This window comes from Mesorhizobium sp. M0772 (assembly GCF_040320135.1).
Classification (GTDB): Bacteria; Pseudomonadota; Alphaproteobacteria; order Rhizobiales; family Rhizobiaceae; genus Mesorhizobium.
Genome location: NZ_JAMYPB010000042.1, coordinates 23254 through 41106, shown reverse-complemented (window position 1 = coordinate 41106; position 17853 = coordinate 23254). Strand labels below are relative to the sequence as shown.

The window sequence follows — 17853 nt, the reverse complement described above, 5'->3', positions numbered from 1 at the left end:
GTGGGGCAAAGCTTTTCAAATCTCAACCGTCGGCTTCCGCTTTTCTGAGCCGCAGTGCTTCAGGGGTGACCGAGCGATCGGCCGGCTGGGTCTTGAAGGCATCGCGGTCTTCGATCGGCACCGGCGCGCGGCGGCTGATGCGCAGCAACGTGTAGGCGGCGAGGCTGAGATGCGCCAGCGCGGTGGCCAGGAACAGGCCTTCGGGGCGGAGCCAGCCCATCAGGGCGGCAGCCAGCAAGGGCCCGATCATGGTTCCGAAGCCATACAGAAGCAGCAGGCCGCCCGAGACCTTGACGAAATCCTCCGATCGGGCGTGGTCGTTGGCATGCGCCACGGCGATCGAATAGAGCGTGTAGGCAAAGGCGCCGTAGGCAGCGGCGAAGACAATGACGAGGACGGCGGAACGCGGTTCGAACAGGAAGATCAGGATGGCGAACAGTGCGGCGCCGAAAGCCGCGCCCGCCAGCACGAAACGGCGGTCGGTCTTGTCGGAGAGGCGTCCGGCCGGAAGCTGCATGGCCGCGCCGGCAATAACGACAAGGCTCATCATCAGTGCGATCTGGGCGGTGGAGATGCCGATACGGGCGCCGTAGACGGCGCCAAGCGTGCCCCAGGCGCCATTGGCGATGCCGACCAACAGGCAGGCGATCGCCGACACCGGCGAGTTGGCGTAGAGACCTTTGACGTCGAGCTTGACGTCCTGCAAAGGCTTGGGAGACGAAGCCGACGACACCGCGGTCGGGATCAGCGACAGGCAGAACAATATGCCGGTGATCATGAACAGCGATGCCGATCTGACGTCGCCGCCGGCAACGATCATCTGGCCGCCCATGATCGAGGCATAGGTGACCATCATGTAGAGGCCGAAGACGGTGCCGCGGTTCTCGTTGGTGGCCTTCTCGTTCAGCCAGCTTTCGATGACCATGAAGGCTCCGGCCATGGTGAAGCCGGTGAAGGCGCGCAGCAGGATCCAGACATATTCGTCGATGATCAGGCCGGTAAGCAACGCCACGATGGCGCCCGAAGCGGCAAAGGCGCCGAACGCCCGGACGTGGCCGGCGCGGCGCACCAGGCGCGGTGCGAAGAAGCAGCCGGTGACGAAGCCACCGGCCCAGGCCGTGCCCATCAGGCCGAGCGATGCGGTCGAAAACCCTTCGAGCTGGCCGCGCAACGGCAACAACAGGCCGTGCAATCCCGAAGCCGCGAGCAGGAAAGCGGTGCCGCGAAGCAGCGAGAGGATCGGCCTGTAGCTTGCAAACATTGTTTGATCCGTCTGGAGATTCGGTGGCGGGGTCTGAAGACAGGCGCATTCGGGCTTTTCGGCGGCGGATGCTCAACGCCGAAACTAACGCGAAAACTAGCCGCGGCGAAACAGGGCTTCGGCCGCCGATTTGGTGCTGCCCTTGGTCTGGAGCTCGGCTTCGAGCCGGGCAATCTCCTCGCGCAGGATGCTGATCCGTTCGGTCAGGTCACCGACCGAAAGCAGCGACAGATCCTGTCCGATCTCATGCGGGCGGGCTTTCTTCTTGGGTTCGTCGTCGAAGATCGCCATCGTCGCTCCTCCCTATTCAGTATTGGGGCTGATTTGTCCATTTGCCTGATCCGGCAATCAGCATACATAGGGCAGGGGCGTAGATGCAAACAGCCGGCAAGAAGCTGGCAGCCGGCGGACCGAGACGGGAAATTTCATGGCGAGCGGACATAAAATTCCAGCCACGATGACGGCCATTGCAATCTCGCAACCGGGCGGGCCGCGGGTGCTGAAACCGGAAACGCGCGACGTGCCGGTGCCTGGTCCCGGCGAAATCCTGATCCGGGTGCGTGCGGCCGGCGTCAACCGCCCCGACGTGCAGCAGCGCAAGGGCGCCTATCCGGCGCCGCCCGGCGCTTCCGACCTGCCCGGTCTCGAGGCATCGGGCGAAGTGGCCGTCCTTGGCGACGACATATCGCGCTGGCGCATCGGCGACCGGGTCTGCGCGCTGACGCCGGGGGGCGGTTATGCCGAATATGTAAAGGTTCATGCCGGCAGCGTGCTGCCGCTGCCCGCCGGCTTCACCCACACGGAGGCGGCCGCGGTTCCGGAAAACTATTTCACCGTCTGGCACAATGTGTTCGAGCGCGGCGGCCTGAAAAAGGGTGAGACGCTGCTGGTCCATGGCGGCTCATCGGGCATCGGCACCACGGCGATCCAGCTGGCGTCGGCCTTCGGCGCCTATGTCGTCACCACCGCCGGCAGCAAGGAAAAATGCGACGCCTGCCTGAAACTCGGCGCCGACCGGGCGATCAACTACCGCGAGGAGGATTTCGTCGCGGCGGTCAAGGATGCGACCGGCGGCAAGGGGGCCGACGTCATTCTCGACATGGTCGGCGGCGACTATATCGCGCGCAACTACGAGGCCGCCGCGGTCGAGGGCAGGATCGTCCAGATCGCCGTCCAGGCCGGCGCGGTGGCGAGCGCCGATTTCTCGAAAATCATGGTCAAGCGGCTGACCCACACCGGCTCGACGCTGCGGCCTCGCACGGTCGAGTTCAAGGCGGCGCTCGCCGCCGCACTGGAAGCACAGGTGTGGCCGCTGCTCGGCACCCGGAAGGTAGCGCCGGTGATGGACATGATCTTCCCGCTGACCGACGCATGGCGGGCGCATGAGCGCATGGAAGAGGGCGAGCATATAGGCAAGATCGTTCTCGACGTCGGCTAGATGGGGCGAGATTCAGGTGAGGCCGGCCTGCGAATGGCGGCTCCCTGCGCTTCCGGCCTTCGCCGGCCGAAGCCCTCATGAGGCGTTGCGGCAGTTAAGGCTACGGCCGGCGTAGGCCGGTGCTTCGTACTGAAGTACGCTCCGCTCCGGTTCTCGGGAGCCGCCATTCTCTGCTCGGCCTGACCTGAACCTCGCGCCATGCTCCGCGCTCAGCCTGTCGGCAAGATGAACAGAAGCTTAATGCTGCAATGCAGCATTTGCATTGCGGCTATGCAAAGACGTCTGTTCAATTCGTGGGCAGCACTGCCTATCTAAGCGTCATCGAAACGATTTGATCCAACAACTGGAGGACAACCATGAACCCGATCCGCGCTTTCCGTAACTGGCGTATGTACAACGAAACCGTGCGCGAGCTGAACAAGCTCAACGCCCGTCAGCTCAGCGACCTCGGCATCAGCCGCGGCGACATCGAGAGGATTGCCCGCAAGGCCATCTAATTCGAAGCCTGGTCGGCCGATGAGGCCTGACCACGCGGCAGAAGCAAGAGCCGCCGCAGACGGTATCCCGTCGCCGGTTCCGAGCCCGCTGGACCCTGTCCGGCGGGTTTTGTCGTTTTGGACCCCCTGTACAACTCGGCATCAATGATCGCCGGAGCCGAGGTCCTCCTGGCCTCCCCCGCTGTCCGGTGTCCGACGGCTGCGCCCTGCGCCAAAAACATTGCGAAACGGCAGCGGAGCGGTTATACAGGCCGCGAATTTCCCATTTTGGTGGCTCTAAACCACCGCCCGCGCGGGAACGCGGGCGAACGAGAAGGATTTTTGAAATGGCCAATACGCTGCTGATGCCCAAGGCGACCGCCGTCTGGCTGGTCGACAACACCGCGCTTTCCTTCGAGCAGATCGCGCAGTTCTGCGGGTTGCATCCGCTCGAGGTCAAGGCGATCGCCGACGGCGAATCGGCGCAGGGCATCAAGGGCATGGATCCGATCATGACCGGACAGCTGACCCGCGACGAGATCGCGCGCGCCGAGAAGGATCCGAACCAGCGCCTGAAACTGTCCGACCCCAAGGTGCGGGTGCCGGAATCCAAGCGCAAGGGTCCCCGCTACACACCGCTGTCGAAGCGCCAGGACCGGCCCAACGCCATCCTGTGGCTGGTCCGCAACCATCCGGAATTGAAGGACGCGCAGATTTCGCGCCTGGTCGGCACGACCAAGTCGACGATCGAACAGATCCGCGAGCGCAAGCACTGGAATTCGGCCAATCTGCAGCCGATGGACCCGGTGACGCTGGGTCTCGCTTCGCAGATCGACCTCGACATGGAAGTCAACCGCGCCTCGCGCGGCCGCGAGCAGGCGCAGCCTGTCGGCGACACGCTGCTGCCGGCTGCCGTGACCGAGCGCCTGGTGCCGGCGCCGGAGAAGCCGAAGGACGAGGATGCCGAGCTCGACGCAAACGCCGTGTTCGCCAAGCTCTCGGCGCTCAAGTCCAAGAAGGAAGATGCGGACGACGAGTAAGGTTTGCGACAGTTCATCAAAAAAGCCCGCTTCGAGCGGGCTTTTTCATTGATTATCGAAGTCTCAGCTGCGCGCCGCCCGGTCCGGCGTCATGCCATAGTCCTCCGAGCGTTCGACGGCGCGGTAGAAGTCGGCAAGCTGCTTGCCGCGCTCAGGCTTGAAGATGCGGCCGGCGATGACCACCGAGGCGATGCGGTCGATGCGGAAGGCGCGGAAATCGTCGCGCATCTCGCACCAGGCAACCAGCGTCCATACCTTGCCCCAGAACCACAGACCGAGCGGACGGATGTCACGCCCGGTGCCGCGGCCGGCCTCGTCGCGGTAGTCGATGGTCAGCACCTGTCGCTTCTCGACAGCGCGCTCGATCACGTCGATCGCCTCACGCGCGGCGTCGCTCACCACCCACATCGGCGTGTGGATCTCGGTGCGGGCGATGCGGTCCTTCTCGGCGTCGGGCAGGACGGCGCCGATCTTGACCAGCGCCTCGTCGGCCGCACGCGCCATGGCCGCGCCGCCAAAGGCCCGCACCATGCGGGCGCCGGCGACCAGCGCGACGATTTCGTCACGCGTGAACATCAGCGGCGGAAGGTCGAAACCCTCCCTCATCATGTAGCCGACGCCGGCCTCGCCGTCGATTGGCACTCCGGTCGACTGCAAATCGGCGATATCGCGGTAGATGGTCCGCTCGGAAACCTCGAGCCATGTGCCGAGCTTCTGGGCGGTGACCAGCCGGCCGCCACGCAGGTGCTGCACGATCTGAAAGAGCCTGTCGGCACGTCGCATCGTATGGTCCCTCGACTGCTTGTCTATGAATGTCATGGTCCCAAAACCGGTTCCGGGTGACATCCATGTCCTGTTTTATGCTTGTCGTTCTCCCAAAAACCGCTGCGCACTTTGGGCGACACGCATTATGGTTTAAGTCCTTCGCGCCTGCGCTGCACGGCGACGAATTCCGCGCCGAAGGACAACTTCTTCGTTGTCGGCGTGTTCACGTCGAGCACACGCCAGTACGGCGTGATATCGTTCAGCGTCATGCCGCGTTCGAGATCCTCATTGGCGGCTTCGGCGACGGTTCGCAGATGATAACCGATGGTGACCGGACATGTCACTTGCGCCCCATGCTCGATGGCGAGCGCGGTGCGCAAGGCGCGTACATCCATCTCGAGGCCGTTGGGGATCGTGCGGATGAAATCATCGACCTGACGGGGCGTCGGCACCAGCATCGGCTGGCCCTCGACGACGTCGCCCATTGTGCGTGGCGTCGGCTTCACGCCGTTGACGCCCGGCGTGTTCAGCCTGTCGTTCCAGCTTTTCACCATTCATGTCTCCTGACACGTTTATGGCATGGTGCTCCTGACAGCATTCTGTCAGGAGCCTTCAGCATTGTCCGTAGCAGGCGCCAAAGTTTTTGCGCCAGCCCGAGGGGTCGCCGCCCGGGGGGCCATGTCAATGATCCGGGCGTTGCGGGGTTCGCATCCAAGCATTGTCATGTAAAACGCCTCAGATCTCGCGAATGCGGCTGTGACCCTCATACATATCCGGCCAGCCAATGTCCTTGCGGATGTCCGCGGGCAAGGAGTTCAGGAAGCGCTGGGTACGAACTTCATTGCGCATCGTGCGGATCTTGCCGACATAGTGCTGTACGCTGTTCAAAATACCAAAGCTGTTCATGACCATCTCCTCTTCTCTGATGGAGACACTATTGCATACCCCTCCTGACAGCAGTCTGTCAGGAGCATGTCAGGTCGTTGAAGAAAGCTGCGAGGTGCTTGGCGGTCGGTTCGGAAACGAGCCTTTTGTCAGGAATGGCCAAGTCGACCGAGACCATGCAAGAACCGCTTTGACAGCCTGTCGCGATGCTGCTCAAAGGCGGGCATGTCGAAACTCCTCGCGCTCGTCATCATCGGCATGATGGCCATTCAGCTGATCAAGCCGCTCGGCTGGCCGGGCCTGAAGCGGCGCGGCGATTTCTGGAAGCTGGCCCTGATCGCCATGGCGGCCATCGCGCTGGCGGGTGCGCTGGGGCACTGGACATAGCCTTGAGGGTCAGGTCGGGTCCATCGTTCCCATGGCAATCATCCGGATGGCGTTGAGGCTGGGCACGAAGAAGTAATCGCCACCGCGCGTCGTCATGAATTCCGGCAGGTTCGCCGCAATAAAAGGCGTGGCGTTGGCCGGGCCGGCCGGAATGACATGCTTGCTCGATTCGGCGCGGTTGCCGGTCAGCGTGCAGGTGTCGTTGCCGGTTTCGGAATCCAGGCCGTAGCTCATCCATTGCTGCTGGATGATATTCTGGCTCAGATCCATTGGAAGCAGGCTGCAATCAACAGTATTTGGAAATACTCGCGTCAGTTCTCTGAAGCCCACCAGTCCGAGCTTGTGCCCCCTCAGGTCAATCGGCGAGCACCCATCCGACCAGATGTTCGGCCCAGGCGCGGTAACCGGCTTCCGAGGCATGAAAGCCATCGGAGGCAAAGCCGGCCTCCGGGTTGGTGATCGGCAGCCGTGGCGCCGGCACGGCGCCGCGCTCGAAACAGAGGCGCTCGCCCATGCGGTTCATTGCGGTAGCGCGGATTTCGAGAATCTTGCCGAGCAGCGGCGGCATGGCCGGCGCGCGGGTGAACTCCAGCACCGGCGACCACACCACGCGCGCCTCCGGCCATTTGGCACGCGAGGCGTAGAGCAGGCCACCGAACTCCTTCTTGAAGCGCGGTACCGAATGGAAATTCTTGGTGTCGTTGGTGCCGATGGCGAGCACGATGTGCGTCCACGGATCGGCCGACAGATTGGGCAGGACGTGGTCGCGGATCTGGCCCGACGTTGCCGAGTTGAAGCCGGCGGCGCGCCAGCGCACGGCAAGGCCGGTTCGTTTTGCGATCAGCATGGCAAGCTGCGCGGCAAGCCCGTCCTCGGAATTGCCGATGCCGACCGAGGCGGCGGAGGAATCCCCCAGCACCAGCAGCGAGATCGCCGGCGGCTTGCCGGATATCTCATGCATCACCGGCCCTTGTGCCGGCAGCATGCGGGTGGTGCGGCGGCGCACGCCGAGCCCTTGCCAGACATAAACGGGGTAGGCAAGCCAGGTGAGAAGGGCCGGGAAGCGCATGGCGATACCGTTTAGAGATCAGCGGCAGCCTTAGCGCAAGTTTCGCCTGAGGTGAACGAGCTTCTAGTCGCAGCAGTTCGGCTTGTCCGCCTGCTTGTCCTGATATTCGTCATGCAGCCGCACCCAGTCCATCAGGCTATGGTAAGGGCCATTTTCGCCGCGGCCCTTCGGTGTCATGTCGAGATAGTCGTAAGTGCCGATCTGCGCCTCGCCGCCGCGGGCGCGCGACATAAAGGTAAGGAATATGTCGCCGTTCTCTTCCTTGTAGAAAACACTGGTGCCGGGAAGGTCCTTTGACGTGCGCGGACGCGTCTCGAAATTGTAGGTGGTGTCGCCGGCCGCGATCTGCTTGTCGGTGAAGGAGACCTGCATGTCGAAGTTGAAATCCGAGGCGTAGGACGACACCCAGTCGAATTTCCAGCCCATACGCTGCTTGTAAGGCAGCAGTTCCTCCAGCGGCGCGCGCGAAACCACCACCAGCGACACGTCGTGGTGCCTGAGATGCTGATCGGCGCCGTCTATATGGTCGGCAAGGAAGGAGCATCCTTCGCAGCGGTGGTTCGATCCTGGCGTCATCATGAAGTGGTAGACGATCAGTTGGCTGTTGGCGCCGAACAGTCCGGCCAGGTTCTTCGGACCCTGCTCGGTCTCGAAGACATAGTCCTTGCGGATTTTCATCCAGGGCAGTTCACGCCGCTCGGCGGCGATGCGCTCACGCAACCGTGTCAATTCCTTCTCGCGCGCCAGATGCGCCTTGTGCGCCTCAAACCAGTCTTCACGCGAAACCACCTTGCTGCGAGTCATGAAGTTCTCCCTGTCTGCTCACCCAAGGACGTTCGGAGTGGGCAGGAACCGACATCGCCGTCAGCTTTTGCCGAAAGGTAGATAAGGATGGACGAACTCCGCCCAAGCCGGGCTTTGCATAAACAAAACCCGGGCGCATCGGCCCGGGTTGTATGACAACGGGAGGACTGCGCTCAGGCGGCCTGTTCGAGGCTCGCCGTCCATTGTCCCAGCGCCGCCAGATGGTTCATGTGGGCACGATGGGTGAAGGCGGCCTGGCCGGCGGCGACGTTCGATGCCTTGCCGCTCCAGGCCTTTTGCGGGGCGGCCTGCAAGGCCCGGCCATAGGAGAAGGTCAGCTTCCACGGATGCGGCCCGATGGCGTTGATGGCGTTGAGGTTGGCGGTCGCCTCCTCGTCCGACTGCCCGCCCGAAAGGAAGGCGATGCCCGGCACCGCTGCCGGTACGGTTTCGCGGAACAGTTTTATGGTCTTTTCCGCGACCTCTTCGGGGCTGCTCACCTTGCCCGACTTCCTGCCGGCCAGCACCATGTTCGGCTTCAGGATGGTGCCTCCCAGCAAAACGCGCGCCGCATGCAGCTCGTCATAGAGCTTGATCAGCGTTGCCTTCGAGATGTCGTAGCAGGTGTCGATGTCGTGCGCGCCATCCATCAGCACTTCCGGCTCGACGATCGGCACGATGCCGGCCTCCTGGCACAGTGCGGCATAGCGGGCCAGCGCATGGGCGTTGGAGCCAATCGAATTGACCGAGGGCACGCCCTTGCCTGTGTCGATGTCGATCACCGCGCGCCATTTGGCGAAGCGGGCGCCGAGCTTGTAATAATCCGCGAGCCGTTCGCGCAGGCCGTCGAGGCCTTCGGTAACGGTATCGCCGGGAAAGCCGGCGAGTGGCTTGGCGCCGGCATCGACCTTGATGCCGGGAATGGCGCCCGCCGCCTTGATGATGTCGACCAGAGGCGTGCCGTCGGCAGCCTTCTGACGGATGGTCTCGTCGTAGAGAATGACGCCGGAGATGTACTTCGTCATTGCGTCCTTGGCGCGGAACATCATCTCGCGGTAGTCGCGGCGGCTATCGGCGGTCGATTCGACGCCGATAACGTCGAAGCGCTTCTTGATGGTGCCGGAGCTCTCATCGGCGGCCAGCAGGCCCTTGCCGCCGGCCACCATCGCGGCGGCAATGTCTTCGAGACGTTCGCTCATTTTGCTTCTCCTTGACGGCGTTGTTCCGCGCTTAACGGAACTCTACCGCCAAAGGAATGGCATCGGAAAGCTCGAATCGGTTGAAAGTTCCTGGCGTCCGTTTTTGTGCCCCCCAATCCGGTCAGGCTTGTTTCTTCAGCACGTCGACGCCGGGCAGCGGCTTGCCTTCCATCCATTCGAGGAAAGCGCCGCCGGCGGTCGAGACATAGGTGAAATCGTCGGCGACGCCGGCATGGTTGAGGGCGGCCACCGTGTCCCCGCCACCGGCGACCGAGACCAGCTTGCCGGCCCTGGTGCGGGACGCCGCGTGCCTGGCCGCCGCCACCGTGGCGTGGTCGAAAGGCTCGATCTCGAAGGCGCCGAGCGGGCCGTTCCAGACCAGCGTCGCGGCGCGGTCGATCCATTCACCGATCGTCTTCACGGTCTTTTCGCCGACATCGAGGATCATGCCGTCAGCCGGGACATCCGAAATGGCAACGGTCTCGCTGGCCGCACCCGCCTTGAATTCCTTGGCGACGACACCGTCGACAGGCAGGATGATGGCGCAGCCGGCTTCGGCGGCCTCGATCATGATCTGCTTGGCGGTCGCGGCAAGGTCATGCTCGCACAGCGACTTGCCGACAGCGGTGCCACGCGCGGCGAGAAAAGTGTTGGCCATACCGCCGCCGATCACCAGCGCGTCGACCTTCTTCACCAGGTTCATCAACAGGTCGATCTTGGTCGACACCTTGGCGCCGCCGACAATGGCGACGACAGGGCGGACCGGATTGCCGAGCCCCTTCTCCAGCGCCTCGAGCTCGGCCTGCATGGTGCGGCCGGCATAGGACGGCAACAGCCGCGCCAGGCCTTCGGTCGAGGAGTGTGCCCGGTGGGCGGCGGAAAAGGCGTCGTTGACGAAGATATCGCCATTGGCGGCGAGCCGCTCTGTGAAGGCCGGGTCGTTCTTCTCCTCGGTCTTGTGGAAGCGGGTGTTTTCCAGCAGCAGCACATCGCCCTTGTTCATGGCGGCGACCGCACTGCCCGCCGTGTCGCCGACGCAGTCGCCGGCAAAGCCGACGGGGCGGCCAAGCACCTCCGCGGCAGCCTTGGCGATCGGCTCCAGCGAGAATTCGGGTGAGGGACCATTCTTCGGGCGGCCGAAATGCGCGAGCAGGATGACCTTGGCGCCCTTGCCGGACAGTTCGGCGATGGTCGGCGCAATGCGTTCGATGCGGGTGGCGTCGGTGACCTTGCCGTCGGCGACGGGCACGTTGAGGTCGACGCGCACCAGCACGCGCTTGCCGCTGATATTGCCGATATCGTCGAGTGTCTTGAAGGCGGCCATGCGGGTTCCTTTCCGTGGAAAATCGCCGGGACCATACCTCGCATCGATGACGATGCAAGGCTTGAGCCGGGGTGCGAGCTAAATTTTGAGATCAAGGCGAAGGCTGTCGTGATGATGCGGGACGTCAGCGTGAACCGATCGCTTGTCAGCCTTCGGTCGTTATCTTTTCCGCCGTCGGCTCAAGGGCCTTCTCATTGGCTGTCGCCTCTGCAGTCTGCGTCTCGGTCGGCTTGCGCCAGTTGCGGATGAAGGCGGAGACACGATCGCCGATCTCGCCGGCGCTCAGGAACACCGGAACCCGCGCCACCGGCGCGGTCGGCTCGAAGGAGAGGCCGAGACCGGTGATCTTGCCCTTGTCGTCGACGTCGCGGACGATCAATTCGATCGGGCCGATCAGCACCCGGTCGGCATATTCGGCATGGCCGCCGAGCCGCGCCGTCACCAGCGCGCCGACGGTGAGCTTCTGCTCGGCTTCGCTCAATCCCGGAGTGTATGCGGCCTCGAGCTCTGCGGCCGAGCGGGCGGGATCGACGGCGAAGGCGCCGAAGAAGTCGGCATCCTCGGGGTCGACCACGGCGCGGCTGGCGAACAGCTTGTCAAGCAGGCGCGGATAGCGGTCGGGCACGAAGATGTAGACCTGGTCGCCGGCCGCGAGCCGGCCCATGTCCTGGAAACGCATCGAGCGGCCGTCGCGCAGCACCAGCGAGGGCCGTGCCCAGCGCGGGATGCGCTCGCCGCGCGCCACCGGGCTGCCGGGCGCGACGCGGTAGGCGAGCAGTTCGTGGTGGGCGGAGCCCGGCAGTTCGAGTTTGACCTTGTCGAGCGGCCCGAGCCTCGCCGGCACGATCAGGCCGAGCCGGCGCGCCAGCGGACCGACCGACCAACCCTGCACCACCAGCGATACCAGAACGATGATGAAGGCGACGTTGAAGATGGTGCGGCCGTTCTCCAGCCCTCCGAGCAGCGGAGTGATGGCAAGCAGGATGGACACGGCGCCGCGCAGGCCGACCCAGGAGACGAAGGCGATCTCGGGACGCGGCAGGCGGAACGGGATCAGGCAGAGCCAGACGGCGACAGGGCGCGCGACAAACATCAGGAACAGGCCGAGCAGCACCGCCGGCACCATGATCGCCGGAAACTGCGAGGGTGTCGCGAACAGGCCGAGGATCAGGAACATGATGATCTGTGCCAGCCACGACATGCCGTCCTGGAAGCGCTTCAGGATGGTGACGGCGCGGATGTCGGAGTTGCCGGCAATCAGCCCGGCGAGATAGACCGCCAGGAAGCCCGAGCCGCCAATGGCGCCGGCGGCGGCGAACACCATCAGCGACAGGGTCAGCACGAAGATCGGCAGCAAGCCATGGTCGAGGTTGAGCCGGTCGACGAGGCGCACGATGCCGAGCCCGCCAAGCACGCCGACGACGGCGCCGAGCCCCATATTGAGCAGGAAGCCGAGGATCAGGTCGGTGACCAGCACATGGGTCTCGGGATTGGCGTGGGCAGCGATGATCTCGACCAGCGTGATGGTCAGGAAGATGGCGATCGGGTCGTTGGTGCCGGATTCGACTTCCAGTGTCGCGCGCACGCGCTCGCGCAGATTGATCTCGCCGGCGCGCAGCAGGAAGAACACCGCAGCCGCGTCGGTCGAGGCGACGGCAGCTCCAAGCAGGAAGGATTCCAGCCAGCTGAGGTCGAGCAGGTAATAGGCGGCGGCGCCAAACAGGCCAGTGGTCAGGATTACGCCGAAGGTCGCCAGCGACAGCGCCGGTCCGGCCGCCTGGCGCAGCGCGTTGAGCGGCGTGCCGAAACCGGAATCGAACAGGATGACCGCCAGCGCCAGTGAGCCGGCAAAATATGCCACGCGCGCATTGTCGAATTCGATGCCGAGACCATCGACGCCGCTGGCGAGGCCGATGCAGAGGAAGAGCAGCAGCAAAGGGGCGCCGAAGCGGAAGGCGATCAGGCTCGAGAACGCTGCGGCGACGACTAGCGCTGTGCCGACCAGCGTGACGAGATAGATCGCATGCTCCATCCGTGATTTGCCCCTCGAATTCCTCTTTCTACCGATTCACGGGAGAGTGGGGCGAAGGCATGGCCGGTGCAAGGCGCAAGGATGGCTTTTTGCCTGATGCCGCTGATTTTCCGGGGTTTGGCGGCTTGGCGCGCCTTGCCCGCCGCCCTGACGAAAAACGCCCGGACAAGCCGGGCGTTCGAAGCTGCGAGACGATGCCTTCAGGTCAGGCGATGGTCTTGCCAAAGGCGACCGAGGTGTCGGCCATGCGGTTAGAGAAGCCCCACTCATTGTCGTACCAGGACAGCACCGAAACGAAGTTGCCGTCCATGACCTTGGTCTGGTCGAGCGCCAGGATCGACGAGCGCGGATCGTGGTTGAAGTCGATCGACACATTCGGGTGATGGGTGACGCCGAGAATGCCCTTCAACTTGCCGTTGGAGGCGGCGATCACCGCTTCGTTGATCTCCTGCACGGAGGTGGCGCGCTTGGCGATGAACTTGAAGTCGACAACCGAGACGTTGGGGGTCGGCACGCGGATCGAGATGCCGTCGAGCTTGCCCTTGAGGTCGGGCAGCACCAGGCCGATCGCCTTGGCCGCACCGGTCGAGGTCGGGATCTGCGACAGGGCAGCCGCGCGGCCGCGGTAGAGATCCTTGTGCATGGTGTCCAGCGTCGGCTGGTCGCCGGTGTAGGAGTGGATCGTCGTCATCATGCCCTTTTCGATGCCGACGGTCTCGTGCAGCACTGCGGCCAGCGGCGCCAGGCAGTTGGTGGTGCAGGACGCATTCGAGATGACGATGTGGTCCTTGGTCAGCTTGTCGTGGTTGATGCCGTAGACGACGGTGAGGTCAGCACCTTCGGCAGGCGCGGAGACGACGACGCGCTTGGCGCCGGCGGTCAAATGCGCGGCAGCCTTGTCGCGGGCGGTGAAGATGCCGGTGCATTCGAGCGCGATGTCGATGCCGAGTTCCTTCCACGGCAGTTGCGCCGGGTCCTTGATCGCGGTGACCTTGAAGGTCTCCTTGCCGACGGTGATCTGGTCGCCCGAGACCGACACTTCGTGCGGGAAGCGGCCGTGCACGCTGTCATAGCGCAGCAGATGCGCGTTGGTCTCGACCGGGCCGAGGTCGTTGACGGCGACGACGTCGATGTCCTTGCGGCCGGATTCATGGATGGCGCGCAGGATGTTGCGGCCGATGCGGCCAAATCCGTTGATGGCAACTCTGACGGTCATTTTACTCTCCCTGGGAGCTGGAGGCGGCAGATGGGTCCGCAGCTTCATAGCGGCGGATGGCACAAGAATCCAGCCGCAGAAGGCCGAATTTAAATCGATTAGGTTGGTCCAGCCCCGCGAATCCGCCTCGAAGGTGCGCGGGACTGACCCTGATCTTACTTGCCGTGCAGGCGGGCTTCCGCCGCCTTGGCCGCGGCTTCGGCGGTGATGCCGAAATGCGGGTAGAGCTGCTCGATGGTGCCGGAAGCGCCGAAGCCGGTCATGCCGATGAAGATGCCGTCGGAGCCGATCAGGTGATCCCAGCCCTGGCGGATGCCGGCCTCGATCGCCATCTTGATCGGCGCGTTGCCGATCGTCTCCTTGCGGTAGGCGTCGCTCTGCTGGTCGAACAGTTCGAAGCAAGGCACCGAGACGACGCGGGTCGGGTGCCCATGCTTTTCAAGCAAATCACGGGCGCCGAGCGCGATCTCGACCTCGGAGCCGGTGGCGAAGATCGTCACCGCCGCTTCGCCGCTCGCCGCGACCAGTTCATAGGCGCCCTGGCTGCTGAGGTTCCTGGCCGAGTGCTCGGTGCGCACCGTCGGCAGGTTCTGACGGGTCAGCGCCAGGGTGGACGGGGTCTTTTCCGATTCAATGGCGATCTGCCAGCATTCGGCGGTTTCCACCGCGTCGGCCGGGCGGAAGACATTGTGGTTGGGGATGGCGCGGAGCGCCGCCAAGTGCTCGACCGGCTGGTGGGTCGGGCCGTCTTCGCCCAAACCGATCGAATCATGGGTCATGACGAAGATCGAGCGGATGCCCATCAGCGACGCCAGCCGCATCGACGGACGGGCATAGTCGGAGAAGCACATGAAGGTGCCACCATAGGCGATGAGGCCGCCATGCAGCGTCAGGCCGTTGAGGGCGGCCGCCATGCCATGCTCGCGGATGCCGTAGTGGACATAGCGCTGGCCGTAATCGTCCGGCGTGATGTTCTTGGTCTGGCTGGTCTTGGTGTTGTTGGAGCCGGTGAGGTCGGCAGAGCCGCCGATGGTTTCCGGCACCGCGCCATTGATGACTTCCAGCGCCATTTCCGACGATTTGCGGGTGGCGACCTTCGGCTTGTCGGCCGACAGCTTCTTCTTGTAGTCGGCAATGACGGCATCGAAATTCGACGGCAGCTTGCCGGCGAGGCGGCGCTCGAACTCGGTCTTCAACTCAGGCTTGGCCTTGGCCAGGCGGCCTTCCCAGTCGGTGCGCGGCTTGACGCCGGCCTTGCCGGCGGTGCGCCAGGCGTCGAGAATGTCGGCCGGAATTTCGAAGGGCGGCGAGTCCCAGTTGAAGAATTTCCGCGCGCCTGCGATCTCGTCGGCGCCGAGCGGCGAACCGTGGGCCTTGTTGGTGCCGGCCTTGGTCGGGGCGCCGAAGCCGATGGTCGTCTTGCAGGCGATCATCGTCGGCTTGTCGGAATGGCGGGCGGCTTCGATGGCGTAGGCGATCGCCTCGGGGTCGGTGCCGTCAATGTGGCTGGCGTTCCAGCCCGAGGCCTGGAAGCGGGCGACCTGGTCGGTGTTGTCTGCAAGCGAAACCGGACCGTCGATCGAGATGTTGTTGTTGTCCCAGAAGACGATCAGCTTGTTGAGCTTGAGGTGCCCGGCCAGCGCGATGGCTTCCTGCGAAACCCCTTCCATCAGGCAGCCGTCGCCGGCCAGGACATAGGTGTAGTGGTCGACGAGGTCGTTGCCGAAGGCGGCGTTCATGATGCGCTCGCCGAGCGCGAAGCCGACCGAATTGGCGACACCCTGGCCGAGCGGGCCGGTCGTCGTCTCGATGCCGGTGGCATGGCCGTATTCGGGATGGCCGGCGGTCTTGGAACCCAGCTGGCGGAAATGCTTGATCTGGTCGAGGGTCATGTCCTCGTAACCGGTCAGATGCAGCAGCGAGTAGAGCAGCATAGAACCATGGCCGGCCGACAGGATGAAGCGGTCGCGGTCCGGCCAATGGGGGTTCTTCGGATCATATTTCAGAAAGCGGGTGAACAGCACTGTGGCGATGTCGGCGCAGCCCATGGGCAGGCCGGGATGGCCGGACTGGGACTTCTCGACGGCGTCCATGGAGAGAAAACGGATCGCATTGGCCATCCGGTCATGTTGTTCACGCGACGTCATGGTACCTCCGGGGTGGGGATTTGTGGGCTTGGCAGAGCCCAGGAAAGAGTGCGCGACACATAGCAGCCACGGGCTTTTAGTCAACAAATCGGCTGCACATTTGCCGGTCTTGTGATGGCTTTGAGACCTTATGGGGCGACCTACATTAGCGTTAGCGGGGGACAGTCGCGAGAGCTTTGTTGACGTTGCCTTCACCCGGTGCCTAATGTTTCCTTGTTAACGCGTTCTGAACGCGAAGCGATTCGGTGATGGGCAGGGCACAGGACGAAGGCCATGACCGGCGAAACCACACTCAAGGAAGTCATCCACAGGCTGGGCAAGGCCATCGAGGGGCTGGAAAACGCCGTCGCGGCCAAGCTCGAGCACGAGCGCGACTATTCCGAAGCCGAGGCTGAGGTGCAGCGCATGAACGCCGACCGTTCACGGCTGGCGCAGGAACTCGACAATTCCGAAGCCCGCGCCGAACGGCTGGAAGATGCCAACAAGGAAGTGTCGCGCCGCTTGGTGACCGCCATGGAAACCATCCGCGCGGTGCTGGACAGGTAGGAGCTGCAGGCCATGGCACAGGTCACGGTTTCCATCGACGGCAAGCAGTATCGCATGGCTTGCGACGAGGGTCAGGAAGAGCACCTGATCGACCTCGCCGAGCGGTTCGACCGTTATGTCTCGCATCTGAAGGATTCGTTCGGCGAGATCGGCGACCAGCGGCTGACGGTGATGGCCGGCATCATGGTGATGGACGAGCTTTCGGAGCTGCAGAAGCGGGTCAAGGGCATGGAGACCGAAGTGCAGACGCTGCGCAAGACGCGCGACGAAGCGCTGACCAAGGCCGACAAGAACGACACTGTGCTGACCAGCGCGCTCGGCGCGCTCGCCCAGCGCATGGAAGACCTGGCCACGTCGCTGGCGGTCAACAAGGCCTGAGCCTTTCCCGCACAAACGAAAGATTGTCGGCCCAACGTCGGTCCGTAGAACGAAAGTGCTCGTTCCGTCGCCAATAATAGTTTTCTATTGTCCTGCAGCCGCGATTTTTGCGCTAAGATGCGGGAATGCCGGAGCGTTGACGCCGTCCACGGCCGCTCCTGACGAAATCTGTTGCTGGGGAAATAATGCCATGAGCCTTCGTATCAACGACATCGCGCCTGACTTCACCGCCGAGACCACGCAAGGGCCGATCAAGTTTCATGACTGGATCGGCGACGGCTGGGCGATCCTGTTCAGCCATCCGAAGAATTTCACCCCGGTCTGCACCACCGAGCTGGGCACGATGGCGGGGCTCGAAGGCGAGTTCAAGAAGCGCAACGTCAAGGTCATCGGCATTTCCGTCGATCCCGTTGCGAGCCACGACAAGTGGCAGGCCGACATCAAGACGGCGACCGGCCAGACGGTGAACTACCCGCTGATTGGCGACAAGGACCTCAAGGTGGCCAAGCTTTATGACATGCTGCCGGCGGGCGCCGGCGAGACGTCGGAAGGCCGCACGCCGGCCGACAACGCCACGGTGCGCTCGGTCTATGTCATCGGGCCGGACAAGAAGATCAAGCTGGTGCTGACTTACCCAATGACGACGGGCCGCAACTTCGACGAGATCCTGCGCGCGGTCGATTCCATGCAGCTGACGGCCAAGCACCAGGTGGCGACGCCGGCCAACTGGAAGCAGGGCGAGGATGTGATCATCACCGCCGCGGTTTCGAACGAAGATGCGGTCAAGCGTTTTGGCGCTTTCGAGACGATCCTGCCCTATCTCAGGAAGACCAAGCAGCCGTCAGCCTAGGTTTTCTCCGTCGGAGCTATTTGGGGCTTCAGTCCT

At 63.7% G+C, this 17853-nt stretch carries 20 protein-coding genes; 7 read left to right on the top strand and 13 right to left on the bottom strand.

Annotated elements, in window-relative coordinates:
- Positions 1-22: 22 nt before the first annotated feature.
- Both NKI06_RS23505 and NKI06_RS23500 read right to left on the bottom strand, forming a co-directional pair.
- Positions 23-1261: an MFS transporter gene (locus NKI06_RS23505; protein ID WP_023683997.1), complete on the bottom strand. Its 1239-nt coding sequence runs from the start codon at positions 1259-1261 to the stop codon at positions 23-25.
- 96 nt (positions 1262-1357) lie between these two features.
- The gene (locus NKI06_RS23500) at positions 1358-1552 is read right to left on the bottom strand and encodes a DUF1192 domain-containing protein (RefSeq protein WP_023670145.1); all 195 of its coding nucleotides are present in this window, start codon (positions 1550-1552) and stop codon (positions 1358-1360) included.
- A 136-nt stretch (positions 1553-1688) separates the two neighbouring features.
- Here NKI06_RS23500 and NKI06_RS23495 point away from each other — a divergent pair, with 136 nt between their 5' ends.
- From NKI06_RS23495 to NKI06_RS23485, 3 genes are all read left to right on the top strand, one after another.
- Positions 1689-2699: an NAD(P)H-quinone oxidoreductase gene (locus tag NKI06_RS23495; protein ID WP_032903975.1), complete on the top strand. Its 1011-nt coding sequence runs from the start codon at positions 1689-1691 to the stop codon at positions 2697-2699.
- 356 nt (positions 2700-3055) lie between these two features.
- Complete coding sequence (locus tag NKI06_RS23490) at positions 3056-3196, top strand: DUF1127 domain-containing protein (RefSeq protein WP_023670143.1); 141 nt, start codon at positions 3056-3058, stop codon at positions 3194-3196.
- 326 nt (positions 3197-3522) lie between these two features.
- Positions 3523-4215: a DUF1013 domain-containing protein gene (locus tag NKI06_RS23485; protein WP_023670142.1), complete on the top strand. Its 693-nt coding sequence runs from the start codon at positions 3523-3525 to the stop codon at positions 4213-4215.
- Positions 4216-4278: 63 nt separating this feature from the next.
- On the opposite strand, the gene NKI06_RS23480 is transcribed toward NKI06_RS23485, so the two are convergent.
- The 3 genes from NKI06_RS23480 to NKI06_RS23470 form a co-directional block, all read right to left on the bottom strand.
- Entirely contained in the window at positions 4279-4998 is a 720-nt protein-coding gene (locus NKI06_RS23480) for a helix-turn-helix transcriptional regulator (protein ID WP_023683994.1), read from the bottom strand.
- A gap of 125 nt (positions 4999-5123) precedes the next feature.
- Positions 5124-5534, bottom strand: coding sequence for a hypothetical protein (locus NKI06_RS23475; RefSeq protein ID WP_031205930.1), 411 nt, complete (start codon positions 5532-5534; stop codon positions 5124-5126).
- A 181-nt stretch (positions 5535-5715) separates the two neighbouring features.
- Positions 5716-5886, bottom strand: coding sequence for a hypothetical protein (locus NKI06_RS23470; RefSeq protein WP_023670139.1), 171 nt, complete (start codon positions 5884-5886; stop codon positions 5716-5718).
- A gap of 204 nt (positions 5887-6090) precedes the next feature.
- On the opposite strand from NKI06_RS23470, the gene NKI06_RS23465 reads away from it, so the two are divergent.
- Positions 6091-6252 (top strand): hypothetical protein, encoded by a 162-nt coding sequence (locus NKI06_RS23465; protein ID WP_023670137.1) that lies wholly within the window; start codon positions 6091-6093, stop codon positions 6250-6252.
- 9 nt (positions 6253-6261) lie between these two features.
- Here NKI06_RS23465 and NKI06_RS23460 read toward each other — a convergent pair whose 3' ends face one another.
- From NKI06_RS23460 to tkt, 8 genes are all read right to left on the bottom strand, one after another.
- A complete protein-coding gene (locus NKI06_RS23460; RefSeq protein ID WP_156941061.1) occupies positions 6262-6582 on the bottom strand; it encodes a hypothetical protein in 321 nt (106 codons plus the stop codon).
- Between the two features lie 25 nt (positions 6583-6607).
- Positions 6608-7321 carry an SGNH/GDSL hydrolase family protein gene (locus tag NKI06_RS23455; protein ID WP_352987394.1) on the bottom strand — a complete coding sequence of 238 codons (714 nt, stop codon included), beginning with the start codon at positions 7319-7321 and terminating at the stop codon, positions 6608-6610.
- Positions 7322-7384: 63 nt separating this feature from the next.
- Complete coding sequence (locus NKI06_RS23450) at positions 7385-8125, bottom strand: DUF899 domain-containing protein (protein WP_352987393.1); 741 nt, start codon at positions 8123-8125, stop codon at positions 7385-7387.
- A gap of 173 nt (positions 8126-8298) precedes the next feature.
- Positions 8299-9324 (bottom strand): class I fructose-bisphosphate aldolase, encoded by a 1026-nt coding sequence (locus NKI06_RS23445; RefSeq protein ID WP_352987392.1) that lies wholly within the window; start codon positions 9322-9324, stop codon positions 8299-8301.
- 121 nt (positions 9325-9445) lie between these two features.
- On the bottom strand, positions 9446-10648 hold the full coding sequence (locus tag NKI06_RS23440; protein ID WP_352987391.1) for a phosphoglycerate kinase: 1203 nt from the start codon (positions 10646-10648) through the stop codon (positions 9446-9448).
- A gap of 145 nt (positions 10649-10793) precedes the next feature.
- Complete coding sequence (locus NKI06_RS23435; RefSeq protein ID WP_352987390.1) at positions 10794-12680, bottom strand: potassium/proton antiporter; 1887 nt, start codon at positions 12678-12680, stop codon at positions 10794-10796.
- A gap of 205 nt (positions 12681-12885) precedes the next feature.
- A complete protein-coding gene (gap, locus tag NKI06_RS23430; protein WP_027050775.1) occupies positions 12886-13896 on the bottom strand; it encodes a type I glyceraldehyde-3-phosphate dehydrogenase in 1011 nt (336 codons plus the stop codon).
- A gap of 155 nt (positions 13897-14051) precedes the next feature.
- Positions 14052-16043, bottom strand: coding sequence for a transketolase (gene tkt, locus NKI06_RS23425; RefSeq protein WP_352987389.1), 1992 nt, complete (start codon positions 16041-16043; stop codon positions 14052-14054).
- Positions 16044-16316: 273 nt separating this feature from the next.
- On the opposite strand from tkt, the gene NKI06_RS23420 reads away from it, so the two are divergent.
- From NKI06_RS23420 to NKI06_RS23410, 3 genes are all read left to right on the top strand, one after another.
- Positions 16317-16589 (top strand): DUF4164 domain-containing protein, encoded by a 273-nt coding sequence (locus tag NKI06_RS23420; RefSeq protein ID WP_023670128.1) that lies wholly within the window; start codon positions 16317-16319, stop codon positions 16587-16589.
- Positions 16590-16601: 12 nt separating this feature from the next.
- Positions 16602-16967 carry a cell division protein ZapA gene (locus NKI06_RS23415; protein WP_023670127.1) on the top strand — a complete coding sequence of 122 codons (366 nt, stop codon included), beginning with the start codon at positions 16602-16604 and terminating at the stop codon, positions 16965-16967.
- Positions 16968-17157: 190 nt separating this feature from the next.
- The gene (locus tag NKI06_RS23410; protein WP_023670126.1) at positions 17158-17817 is read left to right on the top strand and encodes a peroxiredoxin; all 660 of its coding nucleotides are present in this window, start codon (positions 17158-17160) and stop codon (positions 17815-17817) included.
- The last annotated feature ends 36 nt before the right edge of the window (positions 17818-17853 follow it).

What these genes read in the sequence shown, in the direction of transcription:
- NKI06_RS23480 (WP_023683994.1), bottom strand. Translation starts at nt 4,998, where the DNA reads ATGCGACGTGCCGACAGGCTCTTTCAGATCGTGCAGCACCTGCGTGGC.
- NKI06_RS23435 (WP_352987390.1), bottom strand. Translation starts at nt 12,680, where the DNA reads ATGGAGCATGCGATCTATCTCGTCACGCTGGTCGGCACAGCGCTAGTC.
- NKI06_RS23410 (WP_023670126.1), top strand. Translation starts at nt 17,158, where the DNA reads ATGAGCCTTCGTATCAACGACATCGCGCCTGACTTCACCGCCGAGACC.
- tkt (WP_352987389.1), bottom strand. Translation starts at nt 16,043, where the DNA reads ATGACGTCGCGTGAACAACATGACCGGATGGCCAATGCGATCCGTTTT.
- NKI06_RS23500 (WP_023670145.1), bottom strand. Translation starts at nt 1,552, where the DNA reads ATGGCGATCTTCGACGACGAACCCAAGAAGAAAGCCCGCCCGCATGAG.
- NKI06_RS23485 (WP_023670142.1), top strand. Translation starts at nt 3,523, where the DNA reads ATGGCCAATACGCTGCTGATGCCCAAGGCGACCGCCGTCTGGCTGGTC.
- NKI06_RS23445 (WP_352987392.1), bottom strand. Translation starts at nt 9,324, where the DNA reads ATGAGCGAACGTCTCGAAGACATTGCCGCCGCGATGGTGGCCGGCGGC.
- NKI06_RS23415 (WP_023670127.1), top strand. Translation starts at nt 16,602, where the DNA reads ATGGCACAGGTCACGGTTTCCATCGACGGCAAGCAGTATCGCATGGCT.
- gap (WP_027050775.1), bottom strand. Translation starts at nt 13,896, where the DNA reads ATGACCGTCAGAGTTGCCATCAACGGATTTGGCCGCATCGGCCGCAAC.
- NKI06_RS23495 (WP_032903975.1), top strand. Translation starts at nt 1,689, where the DNA reads ATGGCGAGCGGACATAAAATTCCAGCCACGATGACGGCCATTGCAATC.
- NKI06_RS23450 (WP_352987393.1), bottom strand. Translation starts at nt 8,125, where the DNA reads ATGACTCGCAGCAAGGTGGTTTCGCGTGAAGACTGGTTTGAGGCGCAC.
- NKI06_RS23420 (WP_023670128.1), top strand. Translation starts at nt 16,317, where the DNA reads ATGACCGGCGAAACCACACTCAAGGAAGTCATCCACAGGCTGGGCAAG.
- NKI06_RS23440 (WP_352987391.1), bottom strand. Translation starts at nt 10,648, where the DNA reads ATGGCCGCCTTCAAGACACTCGACGATATCGGCAATATCAGCGGCAAG.
- NKI06_RS23455 (WP_352987394.1), bottom strand. Translation starts at nt 7,321, where the DNA reads ATGCGCTTCCCGGCCCTTCTCACCTGGCTTGCCTACCCCGTTTATGTC.
- NKI06_RS23505 (WP_023683997.1), bottom strand. Translation starts at nt 1,261, where the DNA reads ATGTTTGCAAGCTACAGGCCGATCCTCTCGCTGCTTCGCGGCACCGCT.
- NKI06_RS23490 (WP_023670143.1), top strand. Translation starts at nt 3,056, where the DNA reads ATGAACCCGATCCGCGCTTTCCGTAACTGGCGTATGTACAACGAAACC.
- NKI06_RS23465 (WP_023670137.1), top strand. Translation starts at nt 6,091, where the DNA reads ATGTCGAAACTCCTCGCGCTCGTCATCATCGGCATGATGGCCATTCAG.
- NKI06_RS23475 (WP_031205930.1), bottom strand. Translation starts at nt 5,534, where the DNA reads ATGGTGAAAAGCTGGAACGACAGGCTGAACACGCCGGGCGTCAACGGC.
- NKI06_RS23470 (WP_023670139.1), bottom strand. Translation starts at nt 5,886, where the DNA reads ATGAACAGCTTTGGTATTTTGAACAGCGTACAGCACTATGTCGGCAAG.